The 25832-nt window shown below is 59.8% G+C and carries 18 protein-coding genes; 5 read left to right on the top strand and 13 right to left on the bottom strand.

Going from position 1 to position 25832, the window contains the following annotated elements; all coding sequences use genetic code 11:
- Positions 1-5 precede the first annotated feature (5 nt).
- Genes F6R97_RS06225 through F6R97_RS06235 form a run of 3 tightly spaced genes read right to left on the bottom strand, consistent with a single transcriptional unit; the run spans position 6 to position 3060 of the window.
- Positions 6-872, bottom strand: a complete 867-nt coding sequence (locus F6R97_RS06225; RefSeq protein WP_095053159.1) for a carbohydrate ABC transporter permease — start codon at positions 870-872, stop codon at positions 6-8.
- Entirely contained in the window at positions 869-1966 is a 1098-nt protein-coding gene (locus tag F6R97_RS06230; RefSeq protein ID WP_038982485.1) for an ABC transporter ATP-binding protein, read from the bottom strand. The genes F6R97_RS06225 and F6R97_RS06230 overlap by 4 nt, the downstream gene beginning before the upstream one ends.
- Complete coding sequence (locus F6R97_RS06235; protein ID WP_052967036.1) at positions 1966-3060, bottom strand: ABC transporter ATP-binding protein; 1095 nt, start codon at positions 3058-3060, stop codon at positions 1966-1968. Before F6R97_RS06235 ends, F6R97_RS06230 begins: the two co-directional genes overlap by 1 nt.
- A 466-nt stretch (positions 3061-3526) precedes the next feature.
- Between F6R97_RS06235 and F6R97_RS06240 the strand changes: the two genes are divergently transcribed.
- Positions 3527-5362, top strand: a complete 1836-nt coding sequence (locus tag F6R97_RS06240) for a sigma-54-dependent Fis family transcriptional regulator (protein ID WP_315866252.1) — start codon at positions 3527-3529, stop codon at positions 5360-5362.
- A gap of 188 nt (positions 5363-5550) precedes the next feature.
- On the opposite strand, the gene cysS is transcribed toward F6R97_RS06240, so the two are convergent.
- Complete coding sequence (gene cysS, locus F6R97_RS06245; protein ID WP_038982480.1) at positions 5551-6933, bottom strand: cysteine--tRNA ligase; 1383 nt, start codon at positions 6931-6933, stop codon at positions 5551-5553.
- Positions 6934-6957: 24 nt separating this feature from the next.
- Positions 6958-8655, bottom strand: a complete 1698-nt coding sequence (locus F6R97_RS06250) for a glutamine--tRNA ligase/YqeY domain fusion protein (RefSeq protein ID WP_038982478.1) — start codon at positions 8653-8655, stop codon at positions 6958-6960.
- A gap of 279 nt (positions 8656-8934) precedes the next feature.
- On the opposite strand from F6R97_RS06250, the gene F6R97_RS06255 reads away from it, so the two are divergent.
- Both F6R97_RS06255 and lpxH read left to right on the top strand, forming a co-directional pair.
- Entirely contained in the window at positions 8935-9438 is a 504-nt protein-coding gene (locus tag F6R97_RS06255; RefSeq protein ID WP_315866253.1) for a peptidylprolyl isomerase, read from the top strand.
- A complete protein-coding gene (gene lpxH, locus F6R97_RS06260) occupies positions 9435-10187 on the top strand; it encodes a UDP-2,3-diacylglucosamine diphosphatase (RefSeq protein ID WP_217857163.1) in 753 nt (250 codons plus the stop codon). The genes F6R97_RS06255 and lpxH overlap by 4 nt, the downstream gene beginning before the upstream one ends.
- Positions 10188-10311: 124 nt before the next feature.
- Here lpxH and F6R97_RS06265 read toward each other — a convergent pair whose 3' ends face one another.
- From F6R97_RS06265 to F6R97_RS06295, 7 genes are all read right to left on the bottom strand, one after another.
- A complete protein-coding gene (locus tag F6R97_RS06265) occupies positions 10312-11841 on the bottom strand; it encodes a DHA2 family efflux MFS transporter permease subunit (protein WP_315866254.1) in 1530 nt (509 codons plus the stop codon).
- Between the two features lie 196 nt (positions 11842-12037).
- A complete protein-coding gene (locus tag F6R97_RS06270) occupies positions 12038-13240 on the bottom strand; it encodes an HlyD family efflux transporter periplasmic adaptor subunit (protein ID WP_315866255.1) in 1203 nt (400 codons plus the stop codon).
- 15 nt (positions 13241-13255) lie between these two features.
- On the bottom strand, positions 13256-14725 hold the full coding sequence (locus F6R97_RS06275) for an efflux transporter outer membrane subunit (protein ID WP_315866256.1): 1470 nt from the start codon (positions 14723-14725) through the stop codon (positions 13256-13258).
- Complete coding sequence (locus F6R97_RS06280) at positions 14715-15194, bottom strand: MarR family winged helix-turn-helix transcriptional regulator (RefSeq protein WP_038982469.1); 480 nt, start codon at positions 15192-15194, stop codon at positions 14715-14717. The genes F6R97_RS06275 and F6R97_RS06280 overlap by 11 nt, the downstream gene beginning before the upstream one ends.
- Before the next feature lie 291 nt (positions 15195-15485).
- A complete protein-coding gene (locus F6R97_RS06285) occupies positions 15486-19160 on the bottom strand; it encodes a translocation/assembly module TamB domain-containing protein (protein ID WP_315866257.1) in 3675 nt (1224 codons plus the stop codon).
- Complete coding sequence (locus F6R97_RS06290) at positions 19157-20884, bottom strand: autotransporter assembly complex protein TamA (protein WP_038982465.1); 1728 nt, start codon at positions 20882-20884, stop codon at positions 19157-19159. Before F6R97_RS06290 ends, F6R97_RS06285 begins: the two co-directional genes overlap by 4 nt.
- A 64-nt stretch (positions 20885-20948) precedes the next feature.
- Positions 20949-21599: a GNAT family N-acetyltransferase gene (locus tag F6R97_RS06295; RefSeq protein WP_123496620.1), complete on the bottom strand. Its 651-nt coding sequence runs from the start codon at positions 21597-21599 to the stop codon at positions 20949-20951.
- 431 nt (positions 21600-22030) lie between these two features.
- Here F6R97_RS06295 and xthA point away from each other — a divergent pair, with 431 nt between their 5' ends.
- Together xthA and F6R97_RS06305 are read left to right on the top strand one after the other, a co-directional pair.
- The gene (gene xthA / locus F6R97_RS06300; RefSeq protein ID WP_123358309.1) at positions 22031-22843 is read left to right on the top strand and encodes an exodeoxyribonuclease III; all 813 of its coding nucleotides are present in this window, start codon (positions 22031-22033) and stop codon (positions 22841-22843) included.
- 152 nt (positions 22844-22995) lie between these two features.
- Positions 22996-24330 carry a substrate-binding domain-containing protein gene (locus F6R97_RS06305; protein WP_038982459.1) on the top strand — a complete coding sequence of 445 codons (1335 nt, stop codon included), beginning with the start codon at positions 22996-22998 and terminating at the stop codon, positions 24328-24330.
- Positions 24331-24472: 142 nt separating this feature from the next.
- Here F6R97_RS06305 and F6R97_RS06310 read toward each other — a convergent pair whose 3' ends face one another.
- Positions 24473-25702 carry an acyl-CoA dehydrogenase gene (locus F6R97_RS06310; RefSeq protein ID WP_038982457.1) on the bottom strand — a complete coding sequence of 410 codons (1230 nt, stop codon included), beginning with the start codon at positions 25700-25702 and terminating at the stop codon, positions 24473-24475.
- Positions 25703-25832: the final 130 nt, after the last annotated feature.

Here is a 25832-nt window from a genome sequence, read left to right on the forward strand (position 1 = left end):
GGGCCTCACCGATTGGCGTCAGAGTGAGTCATGGCGGTGTAGAACAGCCACGACACCAACAGGATGATCAGGAAGTACACCAGCGAGAAAGCCGCCGCCGGGCCGAGGTCGAATTGCCCGATGGCCATTTGGGTCAAGGTCTGACTCAAGAAGGTCGTGGCATTGCCTGGCCCCCCCCCCGTCAGCACGAACGGCTCGGTGTAGATCATGAAACTGTCCATGAACCGCAGCATCACCGCGATCAGCAGCACGCTCTTGAGCTTGGGCAACTGGATGTGTCGGAAAACCGCCCAGGCCGACGCCCGATCAATCCGCGCCGCCTGGTAATACACGTCCGGAATCGCCCGCAGCCCGGAGAAACACAACAGCGCCACCAGCGACGTCCAGTGCCAGACGTCCATCACCAACACCGTGACCCAGGCGTCCATGGTGTTGGCCGCATAGTTGTAGCTGATGCCCATGGCATTGAGGCTCGAACCGAGCAAGCCGATGTCGGCCCGGCCAAAAATCTGCCAGATGGTGCCGACCACGTTCCATGGAATCAGCAATGGAATCGCCAGAATGATCAGCACCACCGACGACCACCGCCCCTTGGTCGGCATGGTCAGGGCGATGGCGATGCCCAATGGGATCTCGATCAGCAACACGCAGCCGGAATAGATGAACTGGCGCAGCAACGAGTCATGCAACCGTGGGTCGAGCAGCACCTGCCTGTACCAGTCGGCGCCGACGAAGTAGCGGCTGGACTGGTCGAAGATGTCCTGCACCGAGTAATTGACCACGGTCATCATCGGGATCACCGCACTGAATGCCACCAGCAAGAACACCGGCAACACCAGCCACCAGGCCTTGTTGTTCTGCACCTTGTTCATGGCAGCACCTCCAACAGGTAATCATCGGCATAGACCATCAGCCATTGCGCCGGAAAACTGATGTACGCCGTGCCTTCGGGCACTGGTTTGTCTTCGGCCAGGCGTACTTTCAGCGGCGCGCCGTCGAGGTTCAGGGTCATGATCTTGTAGGTGCCCAGGTCTTCGACGTGTACGACTTGTGCTCGCATCGCGTCATCACAGGCTTCGTCCCACACATGGACGAACTCCGGACGAATACCGACCTTCAGGGTTTTCCATTCGGACTCGGCGATTCGTTTCTGCATCGCGTCGGACAACGGCAAATGAGTCCCGGCAAAACCGACACCGCCGGCTTGTGGCTGGACCTCGATCAGGTTCATCCCGGGGCTGCCGATGAAATAACCGACAAACGTGTGGCTCGGCCGCTCGAACAACTCCCGCGGTGTACCGAACTGCACGATCTGCCCGCCATACATCACCGCGATCTTGTCAGCGAAAGTCGAGGCTTCGAGCTGATCGTGGGTGACGTAGACCATGGTGATGTTGAACTGCTCGTGGATCTGCTTGAGCTTGCGCCGCAGCTTCCACTTCAGGTGCGGGTCGATCACCGTCAGCGGTTCATCGAAGAGGATCGCCGACACGTCATCGCGCACCAGCCCACGACCCATGGATACTTTCTGTTTTTCATCGGCAGTGAGGTTGCGCGCTTTCTTGGACAGCAATGCCTGGAGGTCGAGGACTTCAGCGATTTCGTGCACCTTGGTGTGAATTTTCGCCTCGTCCATGCCCTGATTGCGTAATGGAAAGGCCAGGTTATCGAACACCGTCATGGTGTCGTAGACCACCGGAAACTGGAAAACCTGGGCGATGTTGCGCTTTTCCGGGGTCAGTTCATTCACCACTTTGCTGTCGAACAGCACCTGGCCCTGAGACGGGCTGAGCAACCCGGAAATGATGTTGAGCAAGGTCGACTTGCCGCACCCCGAAGGCCCGAGCAGCGCATAAGCACCGCCCTGCTCCCACACGTGGTCCATCTCGCGGATCGCGTAATCCTCAGGGCCGGTCGGCGTTGGGGTGTAGCTATGAGCAAGGTTCTGCAAACGGATTTCGGCCATCAGGCTACCCTCGCAATACGGCGACCGGGCGCCTGAACCAGCTGCCCCTGCATATCGAACACAAACAGTTTATGGGTCGGGATATAGATGCGAATCGGCGCATCGACGTCGTATTCGTGAACACCCGGCAAGTGCAGCACCAGCAGGAAATACTCATTGCGCACGTGCAGGAAGGTTTCCGAACCGCTGATCTCGGCCACCTCGACGGTCACCGCCAGTTCCAGATCGTCGTCGTTGCTCGGCACCAGCGAAATGTGGCTGGGGCGCACGCCGAAACGGAACTCGCCCTCGCCCACCGGTCGCAGATCGACGTTCAACGGGAAGTGCACAAAATTGGCGAAACTGACTTCGTTGCCGGCAATTCGCCCCGGCATCAGGTTGATCGGCGGCTCGGAGAACAGCTCCGCCGCCAGCACCGTTTGCGGCTGGTGATACACCTCGGAGGACTTGCCGCTCTGAATCACCCGACCTTCGTGAAGAATCGTGGTGGTGCCGCCCAACGCCAAGGCTTCGTTGGGTTCCGTGGTGGCGTAAATCGCGATGGTGTGCCGGGCCTTGAACAGCTCGCGCATCTCCTGGCGCAGCTCTTCGCGCAGCTTGTAGTCGAGGTTGACCAGCGGCTCGTCGAACAGAATCAGCTCGGCATCCTTGACCAGCGCCCGGGCCATCGCCGTGCGTTGTTGCTGGCCGCCGGAGAGCTCCAAAGGATAACGCTGGAGGAATTTCTCGATGCGCAGCATCTTCGCGGTTTCCAGCACTTTGCTCTGGATCAGCTCACTGGAAACGCCGGACTGACGCAGCGGCGAGGCGATGTTCTCGAACACTGTCATGGTCGGGTAATTGATGAACTGCTGATAGACCATCGACACGTTGCGCAAACGCACCGGGCGCTGGGTGACATCGACGCCGTTCATCAGGATGCGGCCGCTGTCCGGCTTGTCCAGACCTGCCATCAGGCGCATGAGGCTGGTTTTGCCGGACAGCGTGCGACCGAGCAAAACATTGAACGATCCGGGTTCGAAGTTAAGGCACGCATCATCGATCCAGGTTTGACCCTCGACGGTACGGCTGACGTGCTCCAGGATTAGTGACATGGCTCGGCCTTTTTATTATTGGAGTCAAGCGACCGGAGCACTACAGCGACATTCGTGCCAGAAATCCCAAGCGGTTGATCTGGCTTGGAAAATACGAAAAAGAAGTGAAAACCGCGTTCGTTGCTGAACAGAAATGAACAACCGTGACTGAACAATTGAACAGTTCAAAGGTTGACAATGAACAAATGTGAACAACACTCTATGGATGCTTTTGCGTGGGCCGCCACATTCACCCCATGATCTACGCGGTCACCCACATTCATCTGAAATGTACGCGGTCCCCCGGTAGGAGCTGCCGAAGGCTGCGATCTTTTGATCTTGAACTTCGCGGTCTTACGGGCGCCAAGATCAAAAGATCGCAGCCTTCGGCAGCTCCTACGGGTATTGTTTTCGGCGCGATATCGCGACGGCCCAACGTATGCAAAACCCATAAAAACAATAAAAGCTTGCTCAGAGATCGACTGCCATGGCCGCACCTGCCTCGCCGCTCTCCCACGACGCCATCATCCAGGACTCCTGGTCTCGCTGCCGCGCGTTCGGGCTCGATCATCAGAGCGCTCCGGCGTTCGATCAGCTGCCGGCCGATGGCATCGCCCAATTGCTGGAGAGCCAGCACTCGCTGGTGCAGACCACCCATCAGGAAGTCCTGCCGTATTACGAGAACATCCTCAGCAACTCCAACTGCCTGATCATGCTCGCCGACAATCAGGGCCAGGTGCTGACGTCCTGGGGCACCCAGCGCTTCATCGAGCCGAGCCTGACCCGAGGTTTCAGCGCCGGCGCCAGCTGGATGGAGCGTTGCAGCGGGACCAATGCGATCGGCACCGCGCTAGTTTGCGAACAGGCCGTACATATCGAGCACGATGAACATTTCCTCAAGGCCAACCGCTTCATGACCGGTTCCGCCGCGCCGATTTTCGATGCCGAGCGCAAGGTGATCGCGGTACTGGATGTATCCAGCGACAGCTACCTGCCGCCGTCGCACACCTTGGGCATGGTCAAGATGATGAGTCAGACCGTGGAGAACCGGCTGATCCTCAACCTGTTCCATGGCCAGCATTTCCAGCTGACCTTCAACACCGGGCTGAATAACCTCGACAGCCAATGGGCCGGGTTGCTGATCTTCGACGAAACCGGTCAGGTGCTGTCGGCCAATCGCCGGGCCGACAATCTGCTGGGTATCAGCCTGTCGCGGGTCAGCGTCGAAAGCCTGTTCAAAGTCTCTTTGCTGGAACTGCTGAACCAGCCGGACGGCCTGCCGTTTGCCCTGCAAGCCTCGGGGCGCAACCGTTTTCAATGCCTGTTGAAGCGACCGAAACTAGCGCCGATTCAAGCCCGAGTGTTTGCTGAACCCACGGTGTCGGCGCCCACAGCGATCAGCCTTAATACCCTGCATTTTGGCGACAGCCGCGTGGAAAAAGCCGTGCGCCAGGCCGAGCGCTTGCTGGAAAAGGACATTCCGCTGTTAATCCACGGGGAAACCGGAGTCGGCAAGGAAGTCTTCGTCAAAGCCCTGCACCAGGCCAGTTCACGCAGCAAACAGCCGTTCATTGCCGTCAACTGTGCAGCGATCCCCGCCGAACTGGTGGAATCCGAATTGTTTGGCTACGAGAAAGGTGCGTTCACCGGCGCCAATCAGAAAGGCAGCATCGGGCTAATCCGCAAGGCCGACAAAGGCACCCTGTTCCTCGATGAAATCGGCGACATGCCGCTGCCGACCCAGGCCCGGTTGCTGCGGGTACTGCAGGAGCGTTGCGTGCAACCGGTGGGCAGCAGCGAGTTGTTCCCGGTGGACATTCGGATCATTTCGGCAACTAACCGCTCGTTGCGCGAACAGGTTCAGCTGGGGCGGTTTCGTGAGGATTTGTATTACCGCATTGGTGGTTTGACCCTGGAACTGCCGCCGCTACGGGAACGCAGCGATAAACAAGCACTGTTCAAGCGTTTGTGGGAACAGCATCGCGAACCGTCGCAGTGGGCCGGGTTGAGTTCCGAAGTGATGGAGCTGTTCAGTCGTCATCCGTGGCCGGGGAATTTGCGCCAGGTCAGCAGTGTGATGCAGGTGGCGCTGGCCATGGCCGAGGAACAACCCGTGCGGCCGGAGCATTTGCCGGATGATTTTTTTGTCGACCTGGAAATGGAGCCGGTGGATTCGCCGGAGCCGGTAGCGGTTGATTTGAATGATGCCGAGGAATTGAATCGGCAGTTGCAGGCGGCTGGGGGGAATATTTCGCACTTGGCCCGGCGGTTGGGGGTTAGCCGGAATACCCTTTACAAGCGATTGCGTCAGTTGGAAGGTTAAAGGCGAAGATCAAAAGATCGCAGCCTTCGGCAGCTCCTACACCGGTCCGCGTCCATCCGCGTCATTGTGAGCGAACAAAACCCTGTAGGAGCTGGCGAAGCCTGCGATCTTTTGATCTTCAACCAAACAAACAAAAACCCGCACAAGGCGGGTTTTCGTTTTTGTGAAAGGCGTAGCAAACGCTGCAATCAGTCAGCCAATCGCCAGGTCGTCCCACCCTTCCCGTCTTCCAGCACCACGCCCATGGCGGTGAGCTGGTCGCGGATACGGTCGGATTCGGCCCAGTCTTTACCGGCACGAGCTGCCAGACGTGCAGCAATTAGCGCCTCGACTTCGGCTGCGTCCACGCGCCCTTCGGCACCGGCCTGCAGGAAGTCATCGGCTTCAAGCTGCAACACACCCAGCACGCTGGCCAACTCTTTCAAACGAGCCGCCAAACCCGCCGCCGCATCGAGATCGCTCTCGCGCAGACGATTGATCTCACGAACCATCTCGAACAACACCGCACAGGCTTCCGGCGTGCCAAAGTCGTCGTTCATCACCTGAGTGAAACGCTCGACGAACGCTTCGCCACCCGCCGGTGCCACGTTCGGCAGGCCTTTCAACGCATGGTAGAAACGCTCGAGTGCGCCTTTGGCGTCCTTGAGGTTGTCTTCCGAATAGTTGATCGCGCTGCGGTAGTGGCTGGATACCAGCAGGTAACGCACGACTTCCGGGTGGTACTTTTCCAGCACGTCGCGAATGGTGAAGAAGTTGTTCAAGGACTTGGACATCTTCTCGCCATTGATGCGAATCATGCCGCAATGCATCCACGCGTTGGCGTAGGTCTTGCCGGTGGCCGCTTCGCTCTGGGCGATTTCGTTTTCATGGTGCGGGAACTCGAGGTCGCTGCCGCCGCCATGAATGTCGAAGGTCTCGCCGAGGCAGCAGGTGGACATCACCGAGCACTCGATGTGCCAGCCCGGACGCCCGGCGCCCCATGGAGATTCCCAGCTCGGTTCGCCCGGCTTGGTAGCTTTCCACAGCACGAAGTCCAGCGGGTCCTGCTTGGACTCGTCGACTTCGATCCGCGCGCCGATGCGCAGGTCTTCGATCTTCTTGCGCGACAGCTTGCCGTAACCCATGAACTTGGCGACGCGGTAGTACACGTCGCCATTGCCTGGGGCGTAGGCGTAACCCTTGTCGATCAAGGTCTGGATCATGTTCAGCATGCCAGGGATATGATCGGTGGCCCGCGGTTCCATGTCCGGCTTGAGGATGTTGAGGCGCGCCTCATCCTCGTGCATCGCGGTGATCATGCGTTCGGTCAGCGCGTCGAACGGCTCGCCGTTCTCCTTCGCCCGATTGATGATCTTGTCTTCGATGTCGGTGATGTTGCGCACATAGGTCAGGTTATAACCGCTGAACCGCAACCAGCGAGTCACCAGGTCGAACGCGACCATGCTGCGGCCATGGCCAATGTGGCAGTAGTCGTACACGGTCATCCCGCAGACGTACATGCGCACATTGTTGCCATCCAGAGGCTTGAAGACTTCTTTGCTCTTGGTGAGCGTGTTGTAGATCGTAAGCACGAATGCTCCTTCCTTAACGCTGAATCACTGGCCCCACGAATCGCGCAGGGTCACGGTACGGTTGAACACCGGAACACCTGGCTTCGAGTCCTTGATATCCGCGACGAAGTAACCTTCGCGCTCGAACTGGAAACGGTCTTCCGGCTGTGCATTGCCAAGCGAAGGCTCGGCACGACAACCAGTGAGAACTTGCAGCGAGTCAGGGTTGATGTTGTCCAGGAAACTGGCGCTGTCTTCGGCCTTTTCAGGGTTGGCCGAACGGAACAGGCGATCGTACAGACGCACTTCGCATTCGACGCTGGCCGCGGCCGGCACCCAGTGCACCACGCCTTTGACCTTGCGGCCTTCCGGATTTTTGCCCAACGTTTCCGGATCGTACGAGCAACGCAGTTCGACGATGTTGCCATCGGCGTCCTTGATCGCTTCGTCGGCACGGATCACGTAGCTGCCGCGCAGACGCACTTCGCCGTTCGGCTCCAGGCGCTTGTAGCCTTTCGGCGGCTCTTCCATGAAGTCTTCACGGTCGATGTAGAGCTCACGGGCGAACGGCAGGACGCGCACGCCCATGTCTTCTTTCGGGTGGCACGCCAATTCGAGGTTTTCGACCTGGCCTTCCGGGTAGTTGGTGATCACGACTTTCAGCGGACGCAACACGCACATGGCGCGTGGGGCGCTGTGGTCGAGGTCGTCACGGATGCTGAATTCGAGCATGCCAAAGTCGACCACGCCGTCGGAACGGTTGGTGCCGATCATTTCGCAGAAGTTGCGGATCGATTTCGGCGTGTAGCCACGGCGGCGGAAGCCCGACAGCGTGGACATGCGCGGATCGTCCCAGCCATGAACGTGCTTTTCATCGACCAGTTGCTTGAGCTTGCGCTTGCTGGTGATGGTGTAGTTCAGGTTCAGGCGGCTGAACTCGTATTGACGCGGCTTCGCCGGCACGGGCAGGTTCTCGAGGAACCACTCGTACAGCGGACGGTGGCTTTCGAATTCCAGGGTGCAGATCGAGTGGGTGATGCCTTCGATGGCGTCCGACTGACCGTGGGTGAAGTCGTAGTTCGGGTAGATGCACCACTTGTCACCGGTCTGGTGGTGATGCGCGTGACGGATGCGATACATGATCGGGTCGCGCAGGTTCATGTTCGGCGAGGCCATGTCGATCTTGGCCCGCAGCACGCGTGCGCCGTCCGGGAATTCGCCGGCGCGCATGCGGGCGAACCAGTCGAGGTTTTCTTCCACGGAGCGGTCACGGAACGGGCTGTTCTTGCCCGGTTCGGTCAGGCTACCACGGTATTCCTTGGCTTGCTCAGGGCTCAGATCGTCGACGTAGGCCTTGCCGGCCTTGATCAGCTCTACCGCCCAGTCGTGCAACTGGTCGAAATACTGCGAGGCATAGCGCACTTCACCGGACCATTCGAAGCCCAGCCATTTGACGTCGCTTTCGATCGCGTCGATGTATTCCTGGTCTTCCTTGGCCGGGTTAGTGTCGTCGAAACGCAGGTGCGTGACGCCGCCGAATTCCTGAGCCAGACCGAAGTTCACACAGATCGACTTGGCGTGACCGATGTGCAGGTAGCCGTTGGGCTCAGGCGGGAAACGGGTGACGATCTGCGTGTGCTTACCCGAGTCCAGGTCCGCCTGGATGATCGGGCGCAGGAAATTGACCGGCACGGCAGGGCCAGTCTTGGAATTCGAGGTAGGGTCGACAGTGGGCTTGCTCATAGGATCCTTGAACGTACAAGTGCGCGGCCAGTTGGCCAAATCAAAGCGGCTGTTATAAATCAAAGGGGCTTATCATAGCCGATGCTGTCAAGTGGCTGACAGAGCAGGCCGGCAATCGGTTGCATTTAATCGGTTGCCAATGAAAAACAGCCTCGAAATTCGCGCCCGGCACGCTAAACTGCGTGCCTTGGCCGACACTGGCCGGACTGGTTGAGGGCCTGAACGCCCCGAAACCCACGAATTTCTTGAAAACGCTTCTCCTTATAAAGAGTACCGATCATGACCCAAGTCAAACTGACCACCAACCATGGCGACATCGTCCTGGAGCTGAACACTGAGAAAGCCCCGATCACCGTGGCCAACTTCGTCGAGTACGTCAAAGCCGGTCACTACGAAAACACTGTTTTCCACCGCGTCATCGGCAACTTCATGATCCAGGGCGGCGGTTTCGAGCCAGGCATGAAAGAAAAGAAAGACAAGCGCCCAAGCATCCAGAACGAAGCCGACAACGGCCTGCCGAACGTGAAGTACAGCGTAGCCATGGCCCGCACCATGGAGCCGCATTCGGCTTCCGCCCAGTTCTTCATCAACGTGGCTGACAACAGCTTCCTGAACCACAGCGGCAAAACCGCTCAGGGTTGGGGCTACGCCGTATTCGCCAAAGTAGTCGAAGGCACCGACGTGGTCGACAAGATCAAAGGCGTGGCCACGACTTCCAAAGCCGGCCACCAGGACGTACCAGCAGAAGACGTGATCATCGAGAAAGCCGAGATCATTGAGTGATACTGCTGATTTCAGACTTGCATCTGGAAGAGGAGCGCCCGGACATTACCCGGGCGTTTCTGGATTTGCTCGCTAGACGTGCCCGCTCCGCGAGTGCGCTGTATATTCTGGGCGACTTTTTCGAGGCGTGGATTGGCGACGATGCCATGACAGCCTTCCAGCGTTCCATCTGCCAGGCCCTGCGCGAACTTAGCGACAGCGGCACGGCCATTTTTCTGATGCACGGCAATCGCGACTTCATGCTTGGCCAGGCCTTCTGCAAACAGGCCGGCTGCACGTTGTTGAAAGACCCGAGTGTCGTGCAGTTTTACGGCGAGCCAGTGCTGTTGATGCACGGCGACAGCCTCTGCACCCGCGACGAAGCTTATATGAAGCTGCGGCGCTACCTGCGCAACCCGATTACCCTGTTCATCCTGCGGCATCTGCCCTTGCGCACTCGCCACAAACTGGGGCGCAAGCTGCGAAGTGAAAGCCGTGCACAAACGCGGATGAAGGCCAATGACATTGTTGATGTCACTCCGGAAGAAGTGCCGCGGGTCATGCAGCAATATGGTGTGAAGACCTTGATCCACGGGCACACCCATCGCCCCGCCATCCACAAATTGCAGATTGGCGAGCAGTCGGCCAAACGCATTGTGTTGGGGGATTGGGATCGTCAGGGCTGGGCGTTGCAGGTGGATGAGCAAGGGTTTGCATTGGCGCCTTTCGACTTCACCCCGCCGCCACAACTGGCAGCACCCGCAAACTAACGGCCGAACAAAAGAACCTGTGGGAGCGGGCTTGCCCGCGATGACGGTGGATCATTCAACAACGTTGTTGAATGTGATTCCGCTATCGCGGGCAAGCCCGCTCCCACAGGGGTTTGTGTTTATCTCAATGACCGGCAGCAGCAGGTCCCGCCTTCGCCGCAAACGGCGGTTTCGCCAGCCACACCAGCAGAATCAACCCCATGAACGCCCATCCCAGCAACGTGAAGTAATCAACGGTGGAGAGCATGTACGCCTGGCTGGTCAGCACATGATCCAGCTGCGCGTAAGCCGGGTTACCCGCCCCGCCCAACGCATTCAAGGCATCCCGGGTCGCCGGCTCGTACGTGGTGATGCTTTCACTCAAATACGCATGGTGCTGATCGGCGCGGCGAATCCAGATCCAGGTGGTCAACGACGCCGCAAAACTGCCGCCCAAGGTCCGCAGGAACGTCGCAAGGCCCGCGCCATCGGCAATCTGGCTCGGTGGCAAATCCGACATCAAAATGCTCAAGGTCGGCATGAAGAACAGCGCCACGCCAATGCCCATGAACAACTGCACCAGCGCGATGTGCTGGAAGTCCACTTCATTGGTAAATCCGGCGCGCATGAAGCAACTCAAACCGATGCAAAGGAACGCGCCACCGGCCAGCAGTCGCAGGTCGAACTTATGCGCATACTTGCCGACAAACGGCGACAGCAGCACCGGAAGAATACCGATCGGCGCCACCGCCAATCCGGCCCAGGTGGCGGTATAGCCCATTTGGGTTTGCAACCATTGCGGCAGGATCAGGTTGATGCCGAAGAACCCGGCGTAGCCGCCCACCAACACAATGGTGCCGATGCGGAAATTGCGGTAAGCGAACAGCCGCAGGTTGACCACCGGATGCTTGTCGGTCATTTCCCAGATCACGAACACCGCCAGCGCAATCACTGAAATAGCCGCGCCGATGATGATGAAATTCGACTCAAACCAGTCCAGGTCATTGCCCTTGTCGAGGATCACCTGCAACGCGCCGACGCCAATAATCAACGTGATCAAACCCACGTAATCCATCGGCTGGTAACTGGTCACCACTGGACGCGCCTTGAGTTGCTGGCGCACCACCATCACTGCGAAAATCCCGATTGGCACGTTGATAAAGAAAATCCACGGCCAGCTGTAACTGTCGGTGATCCAGCCGCCAAGAATCGGCCCGGCAATCGGCGCCACCACCGTGACCATCGCCAGCAACGCCAGGGCCATGCCTCGCCTGGCGGGCGGATAGACCGCGATCAACAGCGTCTGCGTCATCGGATACAACGGCCCGGCCACCAGGCCTTGAAGCACCCGAAAGCCGATCAGCTCCGGCATTGAGGTCGAGATGCCACAGAGAAACGACGCCAGCACGAACAGCATCGTCGCCCAGAGAAACAGCTTCACCTCACCAAAACGCCGGCTGAGCCAACCGGTCAGCGGCAGCGCAATGGCGTTGCTTACGGCAAACGAGGTGATGACCCAGGTGCCCTGCTCCGAACTCACGCCCAGGTTGCCGGAAATCGTCGGCAAGGCCACGTTGGCGATGGTGGTGTCGAGCACCTGCATGAAGGTCGCCAGCGACAGGCCGATGGTGCTGAGCAGCAGGCTGGGCGGCGTGAAAGACGCGTTATTGCTCATCGCAAATCCTTTGAAACCTGATTGGCGCTGCGTCTGTTACAGACGCAGCTGACCTTGTGGGAGCGACCTGTGGCGAGGGGGCTTGCCCCCGTTGGACTGCGCAGCAGTCCCATCTTCTAGGGCCGCTTCGCGACCCAACGGGGGCAAGCCCCCTCGCCACAGAAGCTCGCGCCCACAGGATCGGTGTGATGACCAATCAGCGGTGCGCGGTTTTAATGACCGCGGCGCTGTTGTCGTGGATCAACTGGGTGATCATCGCGTCGGCCTCAGCCAACTGACGGTCGTAGACGCTGGTGCTGAACGACGCCTTTTGCGGCGGCTGTTGCGCCAGCACCGGGCCGCTCTGGTCACGCAGGTTCACATCGACCTGAGTCGACAGGCCGACCCGCAATGGGTGCTTGGCCAGCTCTTCGGCATTGATGTGAATGCGTACCGGCACCCGCTGGACGATCTTGATCCAGTTACCGGTAGCGTTCTGCGCCGGCAGCAAGGCAAACGCACTGCCGGTCCCGGCGCCGAGGCTGTCGATGGTGCCGCTGTATTTGACGTCGCTGCCGTAGAGGTCGGCCTCGATGTCCACCGGCTGACCGATGCGCATGTCACGCAGTTGGGTTTCCTTGAAATTGGCGTCGATCCACAGCTGATCCAGTGGAATCACCGCCATCAACGCGGTGCCCGGTTGGACCCGCTGGCCCAGTTGCACACTGCGTTTGGCAACGTAACCGGTGACCGGCGCGATCAAAGTGCTGCGGGCATGGGTGAGGTACGCCTGACGCAATTGCGCGGCGGCGGACATCACGTCCGGGTGCGACGACACCACGGTGTCATCCACCAGCGCGCTGGTGGTCATGAGCTGTTGTTTGGCGTTGGCCAAGGCGTTTTGCGCCGAGGTCAGGTCGTCGCGAGCGTGGGACAGTTCTTCCTGGGAAATCGCCCCGCCAGCGGCGAGGTTTTTCCGGCGATTGAAGTTGTCCTGAGCCTTTTGCACTTCGGCCTGCTGCGCGTTGACCTGGGCTTTCATGCCGTCGACATTGCTGTACAAGCCGCGCACTTGGCGCACGGTGCGAGCCAGATTGGCCTGGGCACTTTGCAGACCGACTTCGGCGTCGTTCGGGTCGAATTTGACCAGCACCTGGCCTTCGTGGACCAGATCGCCATCGTCGGCACCGATGCTGACTACGGTGCCAGTGACCAGCGGAGTGATTTCCACCACGTTGCCGTTCACATAGGCGTCGTCGGTGCTTTCATTCCAGCGACCGAAGAATTCGTGATAACCCCAGACGCCGAGCCCGGCGAGGATCACCATGATTGTCAGCACAAACAGCATGACTTTGCGTTTGCGCGAGTTGCTGGCGTCTTGAGAGTTGTCAGGAGCTTGAGTTGCATCGACAGTGGCCATGACGAGTACCTTGAATTAGTTGTGCTGCGTGGCTGGGGTTGCGTTGGCTGCGGTCAGGGTTTCGCCCTGGAAGCCGCCGCCCAGCGCTTGCATCAGTTGAATCGACAGGTCGATCTGCTCGGCATTCAGGTTGGCCAGCTGACGCTGGGCCTGGAGCAATTGCTGCTCAATGCTGAGCACGTCCAGATAGTTACCGATGCCGGAACCGTAACGCTGGACCACGGTGTTGTAAGAGTCCTGAGCAATGTCGGTCGCATGTTGCTGGGCGCCGATTTGCCGGCCGATATCGCGCAACTGGTTGATGGTGTCGCTGACATCGCCCAGGGCTTTCACTAGGCTTTTGTTGTACTGCGCCACCGCGAGGTCGTAATCGGCGTCGCGGGAATCGAGGTCAGCCCGCAGGCGGCCGCCGTCGAAAATCGGCACCGAGATCGTTGGCGCGACATTGAAGAAGCGACTGGCGGAACCGAACATCGCATCGCCCAGCAACGACTCGACACCCGCCGCCGCGCTCAGGTTGAGGTTGGGGTAGAACCGGGTCTTGCCCGCCGCGATGTTTTTGCTCGCGGCTTCAACCCGCCAGCGCGCCGCCACCAGGTCCGGGCGACGACCAAGCAATTCCGCCGGCAGCACCGACGGCAACGCCACGGCACTGGCCTGAAGAACCTTCGGTCGTGCGATTTCGTTGCCGCGATCCGGACCTTTGCCCAGCAGCACGGCCAAGGCGATTTTCGCGCTTTGCAGGCGTTTTTCGGCGTCGATCAGGCTGGCTTCGGCGCTGGCTTCCAGGCTTTCGGTCTGCTGGAACTGGTACTGACTGTCGATCCCCGAGCTCAGGCGACGCTGGCTGAGGTCGAGCATTTGTTGGGTGCGCTTGAGGTCTTCGCTGGCCAGGTCATGGATGATGTGCGCCTGCCCCAGATCGCTGTAGGCGCGGGCGACGTCGGCAGACAAGGTCAGCTGCGCGGCTTGCTGATCGACTTCGGCGGCACGGGCCTGGCCCAATGCGGCTTCCCAGGCATCACGCTGACCGCCCCAAAGGTCGAAGTTGTAATTGAAACTGGCGCCAACGTTGCGCACGGTGGAGTAGGTGCCGCCCTGCCCGCTCGGGTCCTGATCGCGAGCCAGACGCGAACGGCTGACACCGGCGCTGGCATCCAGGGTCGGCATCCGCGCGGCGTCGGCGGCATAGGCCGCGGCGCTGGCCTGATGGGCGCGGGCGTCGGCGATTTGCATGTCGGGGCTGTCGTGCAGGGCTTCACGGATCAGGCCGTCGAGTTGCGGGTCGCCGAGGCTTTTCCACCAGTCGCTTTTCGGCCATGCCGCGGGCGACAGGGTCACGCCGTTGAGGGATTGACCGGCCTTGAGATTTTTCGCATTGAGGCTGACGCCTTCGGTGGTCAGGCCGCTGTAACTGGCGCAGCCGGCGAGGCTCATGGCCAACAGCACCAGGCTCAGGCCGCTACGCAGGCTTTTACTGTTCATTGCCACCTACCCGCAGCAGCGTGATCGAGTCACCCGCGGCTACAAGAATTTTCTTCAGGATCTGTTCCAGGGTTTTCAATTCTTCCGGGGTGATGGCGCCAGCCAGCTCATTCATGGCGTCGGCGCCGATCTGCGGCAGCTGGTCGGTCAGCTGCTGGCCCTGCTCGGTCAGCACCAGCTGAACTTGACGCCGGTCTGCCTCGGAGCGTTGGCGGGCGAGGAAACCTTTCTGTTCCAGACGATCGAGCATGCGGGTCATCGAACCGCTGTCCAGCGACAGGTGACGGCACAGCTCGGCCGGCGTATCGACGCCGAACTGGGCCATGATGATCAGCACTTTGAACTGCGCGGCGGTGATGCCATGGGGTTCCATGTGCGTATCGATGATCCGGTCCTTGAGCAGCGCGGCGCGCCCGAGCAAAAGGCCGAGATGGCAATTATGGAAATCGTATGAGGAGAAATGTTTCATCTGACCACCAATTAGCTGCCTAGGCAGAGAATGTATGTCGAGATGTTACTGCCTAGGCAGAGAATGTCAACGCAATAGTTAGGTTGCTTTGTATTTGATTGATAAATGGCGCCCGAGCGGCCACACAAATCCCTGTGGCGAGGGGGCTTGCCCCCGTTCGGCTGCGAAGCAGTCGTCGCTTTTTGATTTGCAGAGTTTCAGAAGGAATGAAGTTGCAGGTTTTGGGGGCCGCTACGCGCCCCAACGGGGGCAAGCCCCCTCGCCACAGGGACCGCGCCAGATTGGAGGGGGTTAGAAATCCCGCTTGTAGAAGATGTCCAGCGAACTGGCCACGCCGCTGGCGGCTTCGAGGTAGACCTTTTTGCTCAGTTTGTAGCGCAAGGCGATGGTGTTGGCCGGCTCGAACACGCCGACCCCATAACGCAGGCTGAGCTTCTCGGAGATATTGCCGCTGGCTACCACGGCGGTATTGGCGCCGCTGCCTTGGGTATCGAGCTGGAAGTCCTGAATGCCCAAATCCTTGGCCAACCCGCTGGTCACCCCCGAACTGCCCATCAAACCCAACCCGAGGGCGGCCTGGGCGAGCATGTTGTTGTCTTCACCGGTGGTGCTCAGCGGACGCCCCAGCACCAGATAGGACAATGCCTGCTCCTGACTCATGGCCGGTTCGGAAAAGATCTGCGTGGTCGGCTGCTCGGCGCTGCCACTCAGGCGGATGCCGGCGATCACATCGTCGGTCTGGCGAATCGCTTCGATGTCGAGGTACGGCTGATCGATGGGGCCGGCAAACAACAGACGCGCCCGGCGCACCGTCAACCGCTGACCGTAGGCGCGATAACGCCCGTCGTTGAGCCACAACTCGCCACGGGTGTCCATGTTGTCGCCGATGTGCACCTGGCCTTGCAGGTTGGCGGTCAGGCCGAATCCGGCAAAGCTGAGTTTGTCCTGCCCGACCACTACATCGATATCCATCGCCATGGCCATCGGCGGTTTGCCTTCTTCGGTTTGCTGACCGACGATCACCGTGTCATCGGAGACCTTGACCGTCGATGGCGGCAGTTCTCGCACGGTGATCTCGCCCTTGGGCACCAGCACCTTGCCGACGATTGCCAGTTTGTCGTCCTTCATGGAGATCTTCAGGTCTGGCGCGACTTCCAACTCGGCGTAGGGTTCGACGGTGACCGGCAATTGCGAGCCCTTGAGCGCCAGATCCACCACCAGCGCCTGGCCCCAGGCGATGTTGCCATTGAGGCTGCCCTGCCCGGTCTTGCCGCTTTTCCAGCCGCCGTTCAGTTGCACGGTTTCGCCAGCAATCACGGCTCGAAGTTGCAAGGCTTCAAGCGCCATCGGCAGTTCCGGCCCGGAGACTTCACCGTCGCGCAGCTCAAGGTTGCCATTGACCAGCGGCGCCAGCAGTCCGCCGGACAATGTGCCGCTGCCGCTCAAATGCCCGGTGAGTTTCTCGACCATCGGCAAAAACGGCCGCGCCACCGACAAGTCCAGACCACTGAGGCGGAATGAACCGGTCAGCGGTTTGTTCTTCGGCAGCGGGTTGATCTGCGCCTGAACCATCAGTTCACCGAGTTTGCCGCCGACAAAATTGAGGTCGGTGTCGATGCGTTTTGGCGTGAGTTTGCTGGTGAGTTTCAGGGTCTGGTACGGGAAATCCAGCCATTGCTCCTTCTCACGCATACGCAAGGTGCCGCCACTGGCGTCAATGCTGACCTGGCCGTTCGGGCCGCTGGCCGGCAGGTCCAGTTGCAGGTCGGCATTGAGCTTGCCCTTCCAGGCAAAATCCTTCGGCAACCATTGCGCGAGGCTGTCGATGGGGAACTGCTTGAGGTGATAACGCAGCTTCGGCTCGGGCATCAAGCGCTGGTCTTCGCCGCACAGGCTGGCCGGGCCGGACATCCAGCAATGGGCGCCGAAGTTGATTTTGCCGTCCGCCAGTCGCTCAAGCTTCGCCGGATTTTGCAGCTTCCAGTCCTGCCCGCCAGCCTGGATATCGCCACTGGCCAGACGCCCGCGCCAATTGCCCTTATCCAGCGTGCCGTCGAGACCGAGCGCCAGTTTCAGCTTCGGTCCTTGCAGGTGGAGGGCGAGTTTCTGGTTTTTGATGTCGCCCTGACCGCTGGCGGTCAACGTGCCCAGTGACGTGTCGCCGGTCCGAATGCCGCTGCCCTTGAGGTCGATCTTCGCCCGCTGGGCGTTGTCGAGGGTGGCGTCCAGATTGAGGCTTTGCAGGCGATTGTCTTCGAAGGCCAGTTGCGTGCCTTGCAGGCCGAGCTTGCCTTGAGGCGCTTTGAGCGTGCCGGCGACATCGACCCGGCCATTGAGCTGACCGCGCAGTTGCGGCCAGAGCTGGGCCAGACGCGGCATCTTGATGTCGATCCGGCCGGCGAGTTTCTGTTGCAGGCTGCCCTGGCCATTGATGCTGTTGTCACCGAGTCGAATCTGCAATGCGCTGAGGTTCCATTGCTCGCCGCCGCCATCGGCCTTGGCTTGCAACACGGCCGGTTGCCCGCGCAGCTTGCCTTTCAGGTCCAGGTCGGCGGTCAGGCTGAGCCTTTCATTTTTCATCTCGCCTTTGCTGCGCAAGGGACCGGCCAACGTGCCTGGCAACTCCGCGAGCCAGTACGCCGGGTTGATCGCCGAGAGGTCCAGCGCCGTATCCCAAGCGATACCGTCGGCAAACTGCAGGTTCAAGTGCCCTTCAGCCTTGCCCTGCCCGGCTTCGAGTTTGAATTGTGGCAGATGGATTTTGGTCAGATCGCCGCTGAACGGGCTGTTCAGGCTGAATGCCCCGGCCGGGCCATCCAGTGCGGCTTTGAAGTTACCGATGTAGTTGCCGTCGGTGTAGGAGACTTCACCGTTGAAGCTGCGCAGCGCCACTTGCGGCTCGTCGATCAGCGGATAGAGACGGTGCCACGGGAAATCCAGCCAATCGATTTTCGCTTCAGCACTCAGGCCTTTGCTCCAATCCACCAGCCCTGTGAGCTTGAGGCTTTGTTTGTCGTTCGCCGTCAGATCAAGGCCGGCGATCTGCGCGCCCTTGGCGTCGACCTTGCCTTGCAGCGATAACGCGACCGGGCCTTGTTCTGCGGGTAACGTGGCTTTGCCGAGCAACTGGTAACCGTTTTTCAGGTCGCCGTCGCCGGTGAGTTCCAGTTGATTGAGTTGCAGGGTATCCGGTAGATCAGCGCTAGCCTTGAAGCCGTCGGCGGTGATGCGCACTTTGGCCGGCAGGTTTTCCACCAGCGGTTGCAGCTCCCCGGTGAGTTGGCCGTTCAGGTAGCCGCTGCTGTCGGCTTTCAGGTTCAGGGTTTTCAGCAGGTCGCCGTCGACTTTCAGGGCCAGCGACCATGGTTCGGTACCCGGCGAAGGCAAGGTCAGTTTGCCCTCAGCGGCCAGCGGCCAGTTGCCGCTCGGTTGCAACAGGCCGGACAGGTTCAGGCTCAGCTCATCACGCTGCAAATGCACCGAGTCGATCTGCAAACCCTTCTCGGTCCAGTGTGCTGCCAGTTGCAGCCCCTTGAGCTCTTCACTGCCGTTGAACAGCAGACGGCCAATTTTGACGTCGCCCAATTCGATGGCCAGCGGCAATTTCAAGTCCGGCAGATTGATCGGGCCGCTGCTTTGCTCTTCCACGCCCGGCGGGAATTGCAGGCTGACCTGCTCGGCCTGCAATTGCTCGATGCACAACGTCATGCGCATCAGGCACAGCGGCGACCAGGCAAAAATTGCTTTGTTCAGCTCAACCCGGCTGCTGTCCTGCTGCCACACCAGATGATCGGCGCTCCACTGCCCACCCAAACGGCCCTGGAAATTCTCCACGGTCAAACCCGGCACAAAGCCGAGCGCCCAGCGACTGCCCGTCGGAGTGCCCAGCACGGTGACCAGTGTCAGCACGATCAGCATCAGCAGCGCCGGGATCGCCAGCAGCGTTATTTTCAAACCACGCTTCACAGCTCAGGCCCCATGGAAAAGTGCAATCGAATGCCGCCGTCGTCGTCCATCGCGTGGGCCAGGTCGAGGCGAATCGGCCCCACCGGCGAAACCCAGCGTACGCCGATACCGACACCGGTCTTCAGGTTCGGCAGTTCGAGTGTGTTGAAGGAGTTGCCCTGGTCGATGAAGGTTGCGACCCGCCATTTTTCGGCGACGGAGTATTGATACTCGACGCTGCCGGCCACCATGTAGCGGCCACCGATACGGTCGCCATCGGAGTTTTCCGGGGACAGGCTCTGATAATCGTAACCGCGCACGCTCTGATCGCCACCGGCAAAGAAGCGCAGAGACGGCGGCACCGATTTGTAGCCATTAGTGGCGCTACCGCCGACCTGCACCCGACCGAGCAAGCGGTGTTTGTCGAAGACCGTGGTCAGGCCTTTGACCAGCGCCGTGCCGTAGAGCAAGTTGGTGTCCGAACCCAATCCTTCCTTGGCGACTTTGGTTTCGAATTGCAGGCGATAACCGTTGTGCGGATCGATGCGGTTGTCGCTTTTCAGGTACGAATAACTCACGCCGGGCATCAGCAAGGTGCTGAGCCCCGAATCGTCACCGAGCTTGTATTCCTCGCGTTGCCACTTGAGCGACACCACCCGCTGCCAGCCGCTGGGCAACTTGCTGTGCCACTCGGGGCCGAGGGTCAGCAGTTTGCTGAGGGTATCGGTGCCAGCGATTTCTTCATATTGATAACCACCGGCAAAGCGCAGTTTGTCGGTCAATGGCGGGTCCAGCGGAACGTCGTAAAACAGCCCGACGTTCTGCCGTGGCGCCGAGATCTCGGCCTCCCAGCCATAGCTGTGCCCCTGAGGATTAACCCAATGGCGGGTCCAGTTGGCTTTGACCCGTGGACCGACGTCGGTGGAAAAGCCCAGCCCGAGACCCATGGTCCGTGGTTTGCGGGTTTCCAGTTTGACCGCCACCGGGATCACGTCGTCCTTGGACGCGGTCGGCGCTGCGTCCACGCGCACGCCCTCGAAATAGCCGCTCGATTGCAGCGCCTGATTGAGTTCGGCGATCAGTTCGGAGTCATAGGGCGTACCGGCCTTGAACGGTACCATGCGTTGCAGCAGGTCTTCGTCGAACGGCGTGTCGCCTTCAAAACTGACCTTGCCCAGCGCATAGCGCGGGCCGCTGTCGTAGATCAACTCGATGTCGGCGACGCCGGCACGCGGGTCCACCAACAGTTTCTGACGGGTGAAGCGCCCACTGAAAAAGCCGTAGCGCGAGGCCTGGTTCTGGATCAGCCGCTTGGCGTCTTCGTAACGGCCATGGTTCAGAACCGCGCCGGGTTTCAGCAGGTCGCTTTTCGGTACACGAAAGGATTTGAACGAGGCTGCCGGGCCGTCGATGCGCACCGTGACGTTGCGCAAATGGATCGGCTCACCGGGGTCGATGTTCAGCACCAGGCGCGGCGTCTTGCCGCCCTTTACGTCACTTTCGATTTGCGGCTGGTAATAGCCCAAGGCCTGTGCGGCCTTGCGCGCCTGTTCTTCGGCGCCACGACTGAAGCGCAGCAAGGCTTCTTCATCGCGATCGCCGAGGCTACCGATATAGCCTTCTATATTGGCCTTCAGTTCATCGTTGGACGGTTTGATCCGCACATCCAATTCACTTTGCGCCAGCGCCGCGCAGCTGGAGATCAGCATCAGCACGCCACTGGTAAATCTTCCGGAAAACTTCATAGCGCGGATGCTATCACGAGCCTGGGGGCCTGATAGAGCCTGACCTGCTGCGAAAGTTCTACTGCTATGCCGTTGCCGTTTGTAACACCTGCGGATTCGCGTGGAAAAACACGTGTTCAAGAATCGGCCCTACCGCCACTTCGCCGATTTCCTCATATCCCTGACGTTTATAGAACTCCAGATAACGAGGATTCCCGGTGTCGAGGATCACGCCCTGTGAGTGCTCATCGACCGCGCACCAGTTATGGACCGCTTGCAGCAATTGTTCGCCGAAGTGCTTGCCCTGGAATTGCGGATGAACCCCCAGTAATGGCAAAACATGCACCGAGTCAGACGGCACACACGCCATCACGGCAGCGTGGTAATCGAGGTAGCGTCGGGTACAGCGAAACCCGGTGCTGAGCACCATCCGCAGGCGCCAGGCCCAGCTTTCGGTGATGCCCAGGCGGCGTTGCGGCGGCGCGATCAGGGCGATGCCGATCAAGCGGTCATTCACCAACAGGCCGATGGCCGGCAAATCCTGGAGAAAGTGTTGTTTGACCAGTTCGCGCACCGTTGCCCTTACCCGTTGTTCATAACCAGGGCGCTCGGCTTCGAACAGGTAGCCGAACGTCGGCTCGTGCCGGTACGCCTGGTACAACAGGGAGCGTGCTTCGCGGGAATAGCCGCTGTCGAGCATGTGAATATCGGCAATGGCGGTCGAGGTTTCGGGCATAACGGTAGATCTCCCCTGGGCGCGGCTCAGAAGGCCGCGTTCTTATTGGTACGAGCCTTTGGGTGGCTTCACAGTTCCCCACACAGGTATAGACCAAGCCGGGATCTTCATCGACTGGGCTGACGCCTTCGCGGGCAAGCCACGCTCCCACAGTATCCGTGGCGCTCATAGATTTTGTGTACGCCACGGACACTGTGGGAGCGGGCTTGCCCGCGAAGAGGCCCGATCTGCCAACACATCTCTCCCACAGTTTCAGTGGCGTTCACAGATTTTGTGTACGCCACGGACACTGTGGGAGCGTGGCTTGCCCGCGAAGAGGCCCGATCTGCCAACACATCATCTCTGACAGAACACAACGAATCGCCTCACCCCAAGGCTGGCCCCATTCCTACATGTCAGCTAGCATCGCACTTTTGCCAGGACTGCCGACCATGAAGATCGTCTCCTTCAACATCAACGGGCTGCGCGCTCGCCCGCATCAGCTGGCGGCGCTGATTGAGAAACATCAACCAGACGTGATCGGATTGCAGGAAACCAAGGTCCACGACGATCAGTTTCCCCTGGCCGAGGTTCAGGCACTGGGTTATCACGTGCATTTCCATGGGCAAAAAGGCCACTACGGCGTGGCCCTGCTCTCGCGCCAGGAACCGATTGCCTTGTACAAAGGCTTCACCACTGACGAAGAAGACGCTCAGCGGCGCTTCATCTGGGGCACTTTCGCCGACGCCAATGGCGTGCCGGTGACCATCATGAACGGCTATTTCCCACAGGGTGAAAGCCGCGATCACCCCACCAAATTCCCGGCCAAGGAACGCTTCTACAGCGATTTGCAGCAGTTGCTGGAAAGCCAGTTCAGCAACGACCAGCCGATTGTGGTGATGGGCGATGTGAACATTTCCCCGGAAGACTGCGACATCGGCATCGGCCCGGACAACATGAAACGCTGGCTGAAAACCGGCAAATGCAGCTTCCTGCCCGAAGAACGCGAATGGATGGCCCGCCTGAAGAATTGGGGCCTGGTGGACAGTTTCCGTCACCTGAACCCGGACGTTGCCGACCGTTTCAGCTGGTTCGACTACCGTAGCCGTGGTTTTGAGGATGAGCCCAAGCGCGGGCTGCGGATTGACCTGATCATGGCGTCCCATGGATTGTTGCCGCGAGTGAAGGATGCCGGCGTGGATTACGACTTGCGCGGGATGGAAAAACCTTCCGACCACGCGCCGATCTGGCTTGAGTTGAGCTAAAAGCAAAAGATCGCAGCCTGCGGCAGCTCCTACATTGGGTCGGCGTACCTCCTGTAGGAGCTGCCGCAGGCTGCGATCTTTTGATCTGTCATCGTTCAGAAACCTTACTGACTTATTCTCCCGGCACTTTCCCAGGCTTATAAGGTACCGGCATGACGCTGCGCGTGTTGTTCCTGTTGCTGTTCGGCGCTGTGCTGCCGGTGTCGGCTGGCGACTTGCCGACGCCCGAACGTGGTCCGGTGTTGCACATCCAGGGCTCCAACACCATTGGTGCGGCATTGGGCCCGGCGCTGGTCGAGGGCTTGATGCGCGAACAGGGCCTGCTTAAGGTTCATCGCGAAGCCCCGGACAAAGCCAACGAACAACGCATCGTCGGCGAAACCGTTCAGGGACGCCGAGTTGAAGTGGAGGTCGCGGCCCACGGTTCCAGCACCGGGTTCAAAGCCCTGAAAATCGCATCCGCCGATCTCGCGGCCTCGTCGCGCCCGATCAAGGACAGCGAACGGCTGGATCTCGAACCGCTGGGCGACCTGAAAAGCCCGATTGCCGAGCAAGTCATCGCCATCGACGGGCTGGCAATCATCCTTCATCCGAACAATTCGCTGAAGCAACTCAACACCGTACAACTGGCGCGAATCTTCAGCGGCGAAGCGAAAACCTGGGAAGAACTCGGCGGCACCGGTGGGACGATTCATCTCTATGCGCGGGATGATCAATCGGGTACCTATGACACGTTCAAGGAATTGGTCCTCAGCCCGCGTGGGAAAATGCTGAGCGGCAACGCGAAACGGTTCGAATCCAGCGAGCAATTGTCCGACGCCGTCAGTCTGGACCCGCAAGGCATTGGCTTCATCGGTTTGCCTTATGTGCGCCAGGCCAAAGCCGTGGCCATTGTCGATGGCGACTCCCAGGCCATGCTGCCGCTCAATAGCCTGATCGCGACGGAAGATTACCCACTGTCCCGTCGGCTGTTCTTTTACTTACCGCCGAATGGGAAAAATCCTTGGGCCAAGGCCTTGGTGAAGTTTGCCCAAAGCAGCAAAGGCCAGGCGATCGTCGCGGACAATGGTTTTATCGCGCAGACGGTTCAGGCCATGGCCGTCACACCGAATGCGCTGATGCCCGAGGGTTATCAGGCGCTCAGCCGTCATGCCCAGCGCCTGACGGTGAATTTTCGTTTCGAAGAAGGCAGCGCGACACTGGACAACAAGGCCCGACAGGACCTGTCGCGGGTGCTCGACTATATAAAGCAGCACGACAAAACCAATCGACAGGTGACGCTGGTAGGGTTTGGCGACGCCAAGAGCGACCCGGCGCGGGCCGACTTGCTGTCGAAACTGCGGGCCATGGCGGTGCGGCGAGAGCTGGTGAAAAGCGGCGTGGTGTTTCGTGAGATTCGCGGTTTCGGCGCCGAGATGCCGGTGGCGACCAACAGCGGGGATGAGGGACGGATCAAGAATCGGCGGGTTGAGGTTTGGGTGTATTGAATCTGATGTTTATGGGCTGAATGGGCCGACGCCATCGCGGGCAAGCCCGCTCCCACAGTGTCCGTGTCGTACACAAAATCTGTGAACACCACTGCTACTGTGGGAGCGGGCTTGCCCGCGATGAACGATGACGCGGTGCCTGTCAGTGCCCGCTACGCATCATCTCTTTCGGGACATACTTGCCGATCTCGAACTTGCCGATCGCCGCGCGGTGCACTTCGTCCGGGCCATCGGCCAGGCGCAGGGTGCGTTGCATCGCATACATGTAGGCCAGCGGGAAATCGTTGGAAACCCCTGCCCCGCCATGGATCTGGATCGCCCGATCGATCACCCGCAATGCCACGTTCGGCGCGACGACTTTGATCTGCGCGATTTCGCTCTTCGCCACCTTGTTGCCGACGGTGTCCATCATGTACGCCGCTTTCAACGTCAGCAGGCGCGCCATGTCGATCTCCATCCGTGAGTCGGCGATTTTGTCGATGTTGCCGCCCAGCCGCGCCAAGGGTTTGCCGAACGCGGTGCGGTTGACCGCGCGTTTGCACATCAACTCCAACGCACGCTCGGCCATGCCGATCGAACGCATGCAGTGGTGAATCCGGCCTGGGCCTAGGCGACCTTGAGCAATTTCGAAGCCGCGTCCTTCACCCAACAGAACGTTTTCGTACGGCACCCGGACGTTTTCGAACAGCACTTCGGCGTGACCGTGAGGCGCGTCGTCATAACCGAACACCGGCAGCGGACGCACAATCTTCACGCCTGGGGTATCCACCGGCACCAGAATCATCGAGTGCTGCGCATGGCGCGGTGCATCCGGGTTGCTCAGGCCCATGAAGATCAGGATCTTGCAGCGCGGATCGCAGGCCCCTGAGGTCCACCATTTCTTGCCGTTGATCACCCATTCGTTGCCATCACGCACAGCGCGGGCGGCCATGTTGGTGGCGTCGGACGAGGCCACATCCGGTTCGGTCATGGCGAACGCCGAGCGGATCTCGCCGCGCAACAGCGGTTCGAGCCAGCGCTGCTTCTGTTCTTCATTGGCGTAACGCACCAGCACTTCCATGTTGCCGGTGTCTGGCGCGGAGCAGTTGAACGGCTCAGGGCCCAGCAGCGAGCGGCCCATGATTTCCGCCAATGGCGCATATTCGAGGTTGGTCAGGCCGGCACCGAGTTCGGATTCAGGCAGAAACAAATTCCACAGGCCTTCAGCTTTAGCCTTGAGTTTGAGTTCTTCCATGATCGCTGTCGGCTGCCAGCGATCGCCCTCGGCGACCTGGCGTTCGAACACCGCTTCAGCGGGATAAACGTAGGTGTCCATGAACGCGGTCACGCGCTCACGCAGTTCTTGCACTTTGGGCGAATAAGCGAAATCCATGGGCAGCTACCTTCTAAAGGGAGGTTGTTCAGGTCATGCAATCGATGCTAGAACAGCGTTGATAATTTACCTAGCCTATTCTCGGCGTGTATTAACATTCATCACCGATATATGATCGACTGATCGAGCC

This window comes from Pseudomonas sp. JV414 (assembly GCF_032424305.1).
Classification (GTDB): domain Bacteria; phylum Pseudomonadota; class Gammaproteobacteria; order Pseudomonadales; family Pseudomonadaceae; genus Aquipseudomonas; species Aquipseudomonas lini.

Excerpts from the sequence above, each read along its gene's own strand:
- F6R97_RS06225 (WP_095053159.1), bottom strand. The coding sequence starts at position 872 with ATGAACAAGGTGCAGAACAACAAGGCCTGGTGGCTGGTGTTGCCGGTG.
- F6R97_RS06230 (WP_038982485.1), bottom strand. The coding sequence starts at position 1,966 with ATGGCCGAAATCCGTTTGCAGAACCTTGCTCATAGCTACACCCCAACG.
- F6R97_RS06235 (WP_052967036.1), bottom strand. The coding sequence starts at position 3,060 with ATGTCACTAATCCTGGAGCACGTCAGCCGTACCGTCGAGGGTCAAACC.
- F6R97_RS06240 (WP_315866252.1), top strand. The coding sequence starts at position 3,527 with ATGGCCGCACCTGCCTCGCCGCTCTCCCACGACGCCATCATCCAGGAC.
- F6R97_RS06250 (WP_038982478.1), bottom strand. The coding sequence starts at position 8,655 with ATGAGCAAGCCCACTGTCGACCCTACCTCGAATTCCAAGACTGGCCCT.
- F6R97_RS06255 (WP_315866253.1), top strand. The coding sequence starts at position 8,935 with ATGACCCAAGTCAAACTGACCACCAACCATGGCGACATCGTCCTGGAG.
- F6R97_RS06265 (WP_315866254.1), bottom strand. The coding sequence starts at position 11,841 with ATGAGCAATAACGCGTCTTTCACGCCGCCCAGCCTGCTGCTCAGCACC.
- F6R97_RS06270 (WP_315866255.1), bottom strand. The coding sequence starts at position 13,240 with ATGGCCACTGTCGATGCAACTCAAGCTCCTGACAACTCTCAAGACGCC.
- F6R97_RS06275 (WP_315866256.1), bottom strand. The coding sequence starts at position 14,725 with ATGAACAGTAAAAGCCTGCGTAGCGGCCTGAGCCTGGTGCTGTTGGCC.
- F6R97_RS06280 (WP_038982469.1), bottom strand. The coding sequence starts at position 15,194 with ATGAAACATTTCTCCTCATACGATTTCCATAATTGCCATCTCGGCCTT.
- F6R97_RS06290 (WP_038982465.1), bottom strand. The coding sequence starts at position 20,884 with ATGAAGTTTTCCGGAAGATTTACCAGTGGCGTGCTGATGCTGATCTCC.
- F6R97_RS06295 (WP_123496620.1), bottom strand. The coding sequence starts at position 21,599 with ATGCCCGAAACCTCGACCGCCATTGCCGATATTCACATGCTCGACAGC.
- xthA (WP_123358309.1), top strand. The coding sequence starts at position 22,031 with ATGAAGATCGTCTCCTTCAACATCAACGGGCTGCGCGCTCGCCCGCAT.
- F6R97_RS06305 (WP_038982459.1), top strand. The coding sequence starts at position 22,996 with ATGACGCTGCGCGTGTTGTTCCTGTTGCTGTTCGGCGCTGTGCTGCCG.
- F6R97_RS06310 (WP_038982457.1), bottom strand. The coding sequence starts at position 25,702 with ATGGATTTCGCTTATTCGCCCAAAGTGCAAGAACTGCGTGAGCGCGTG.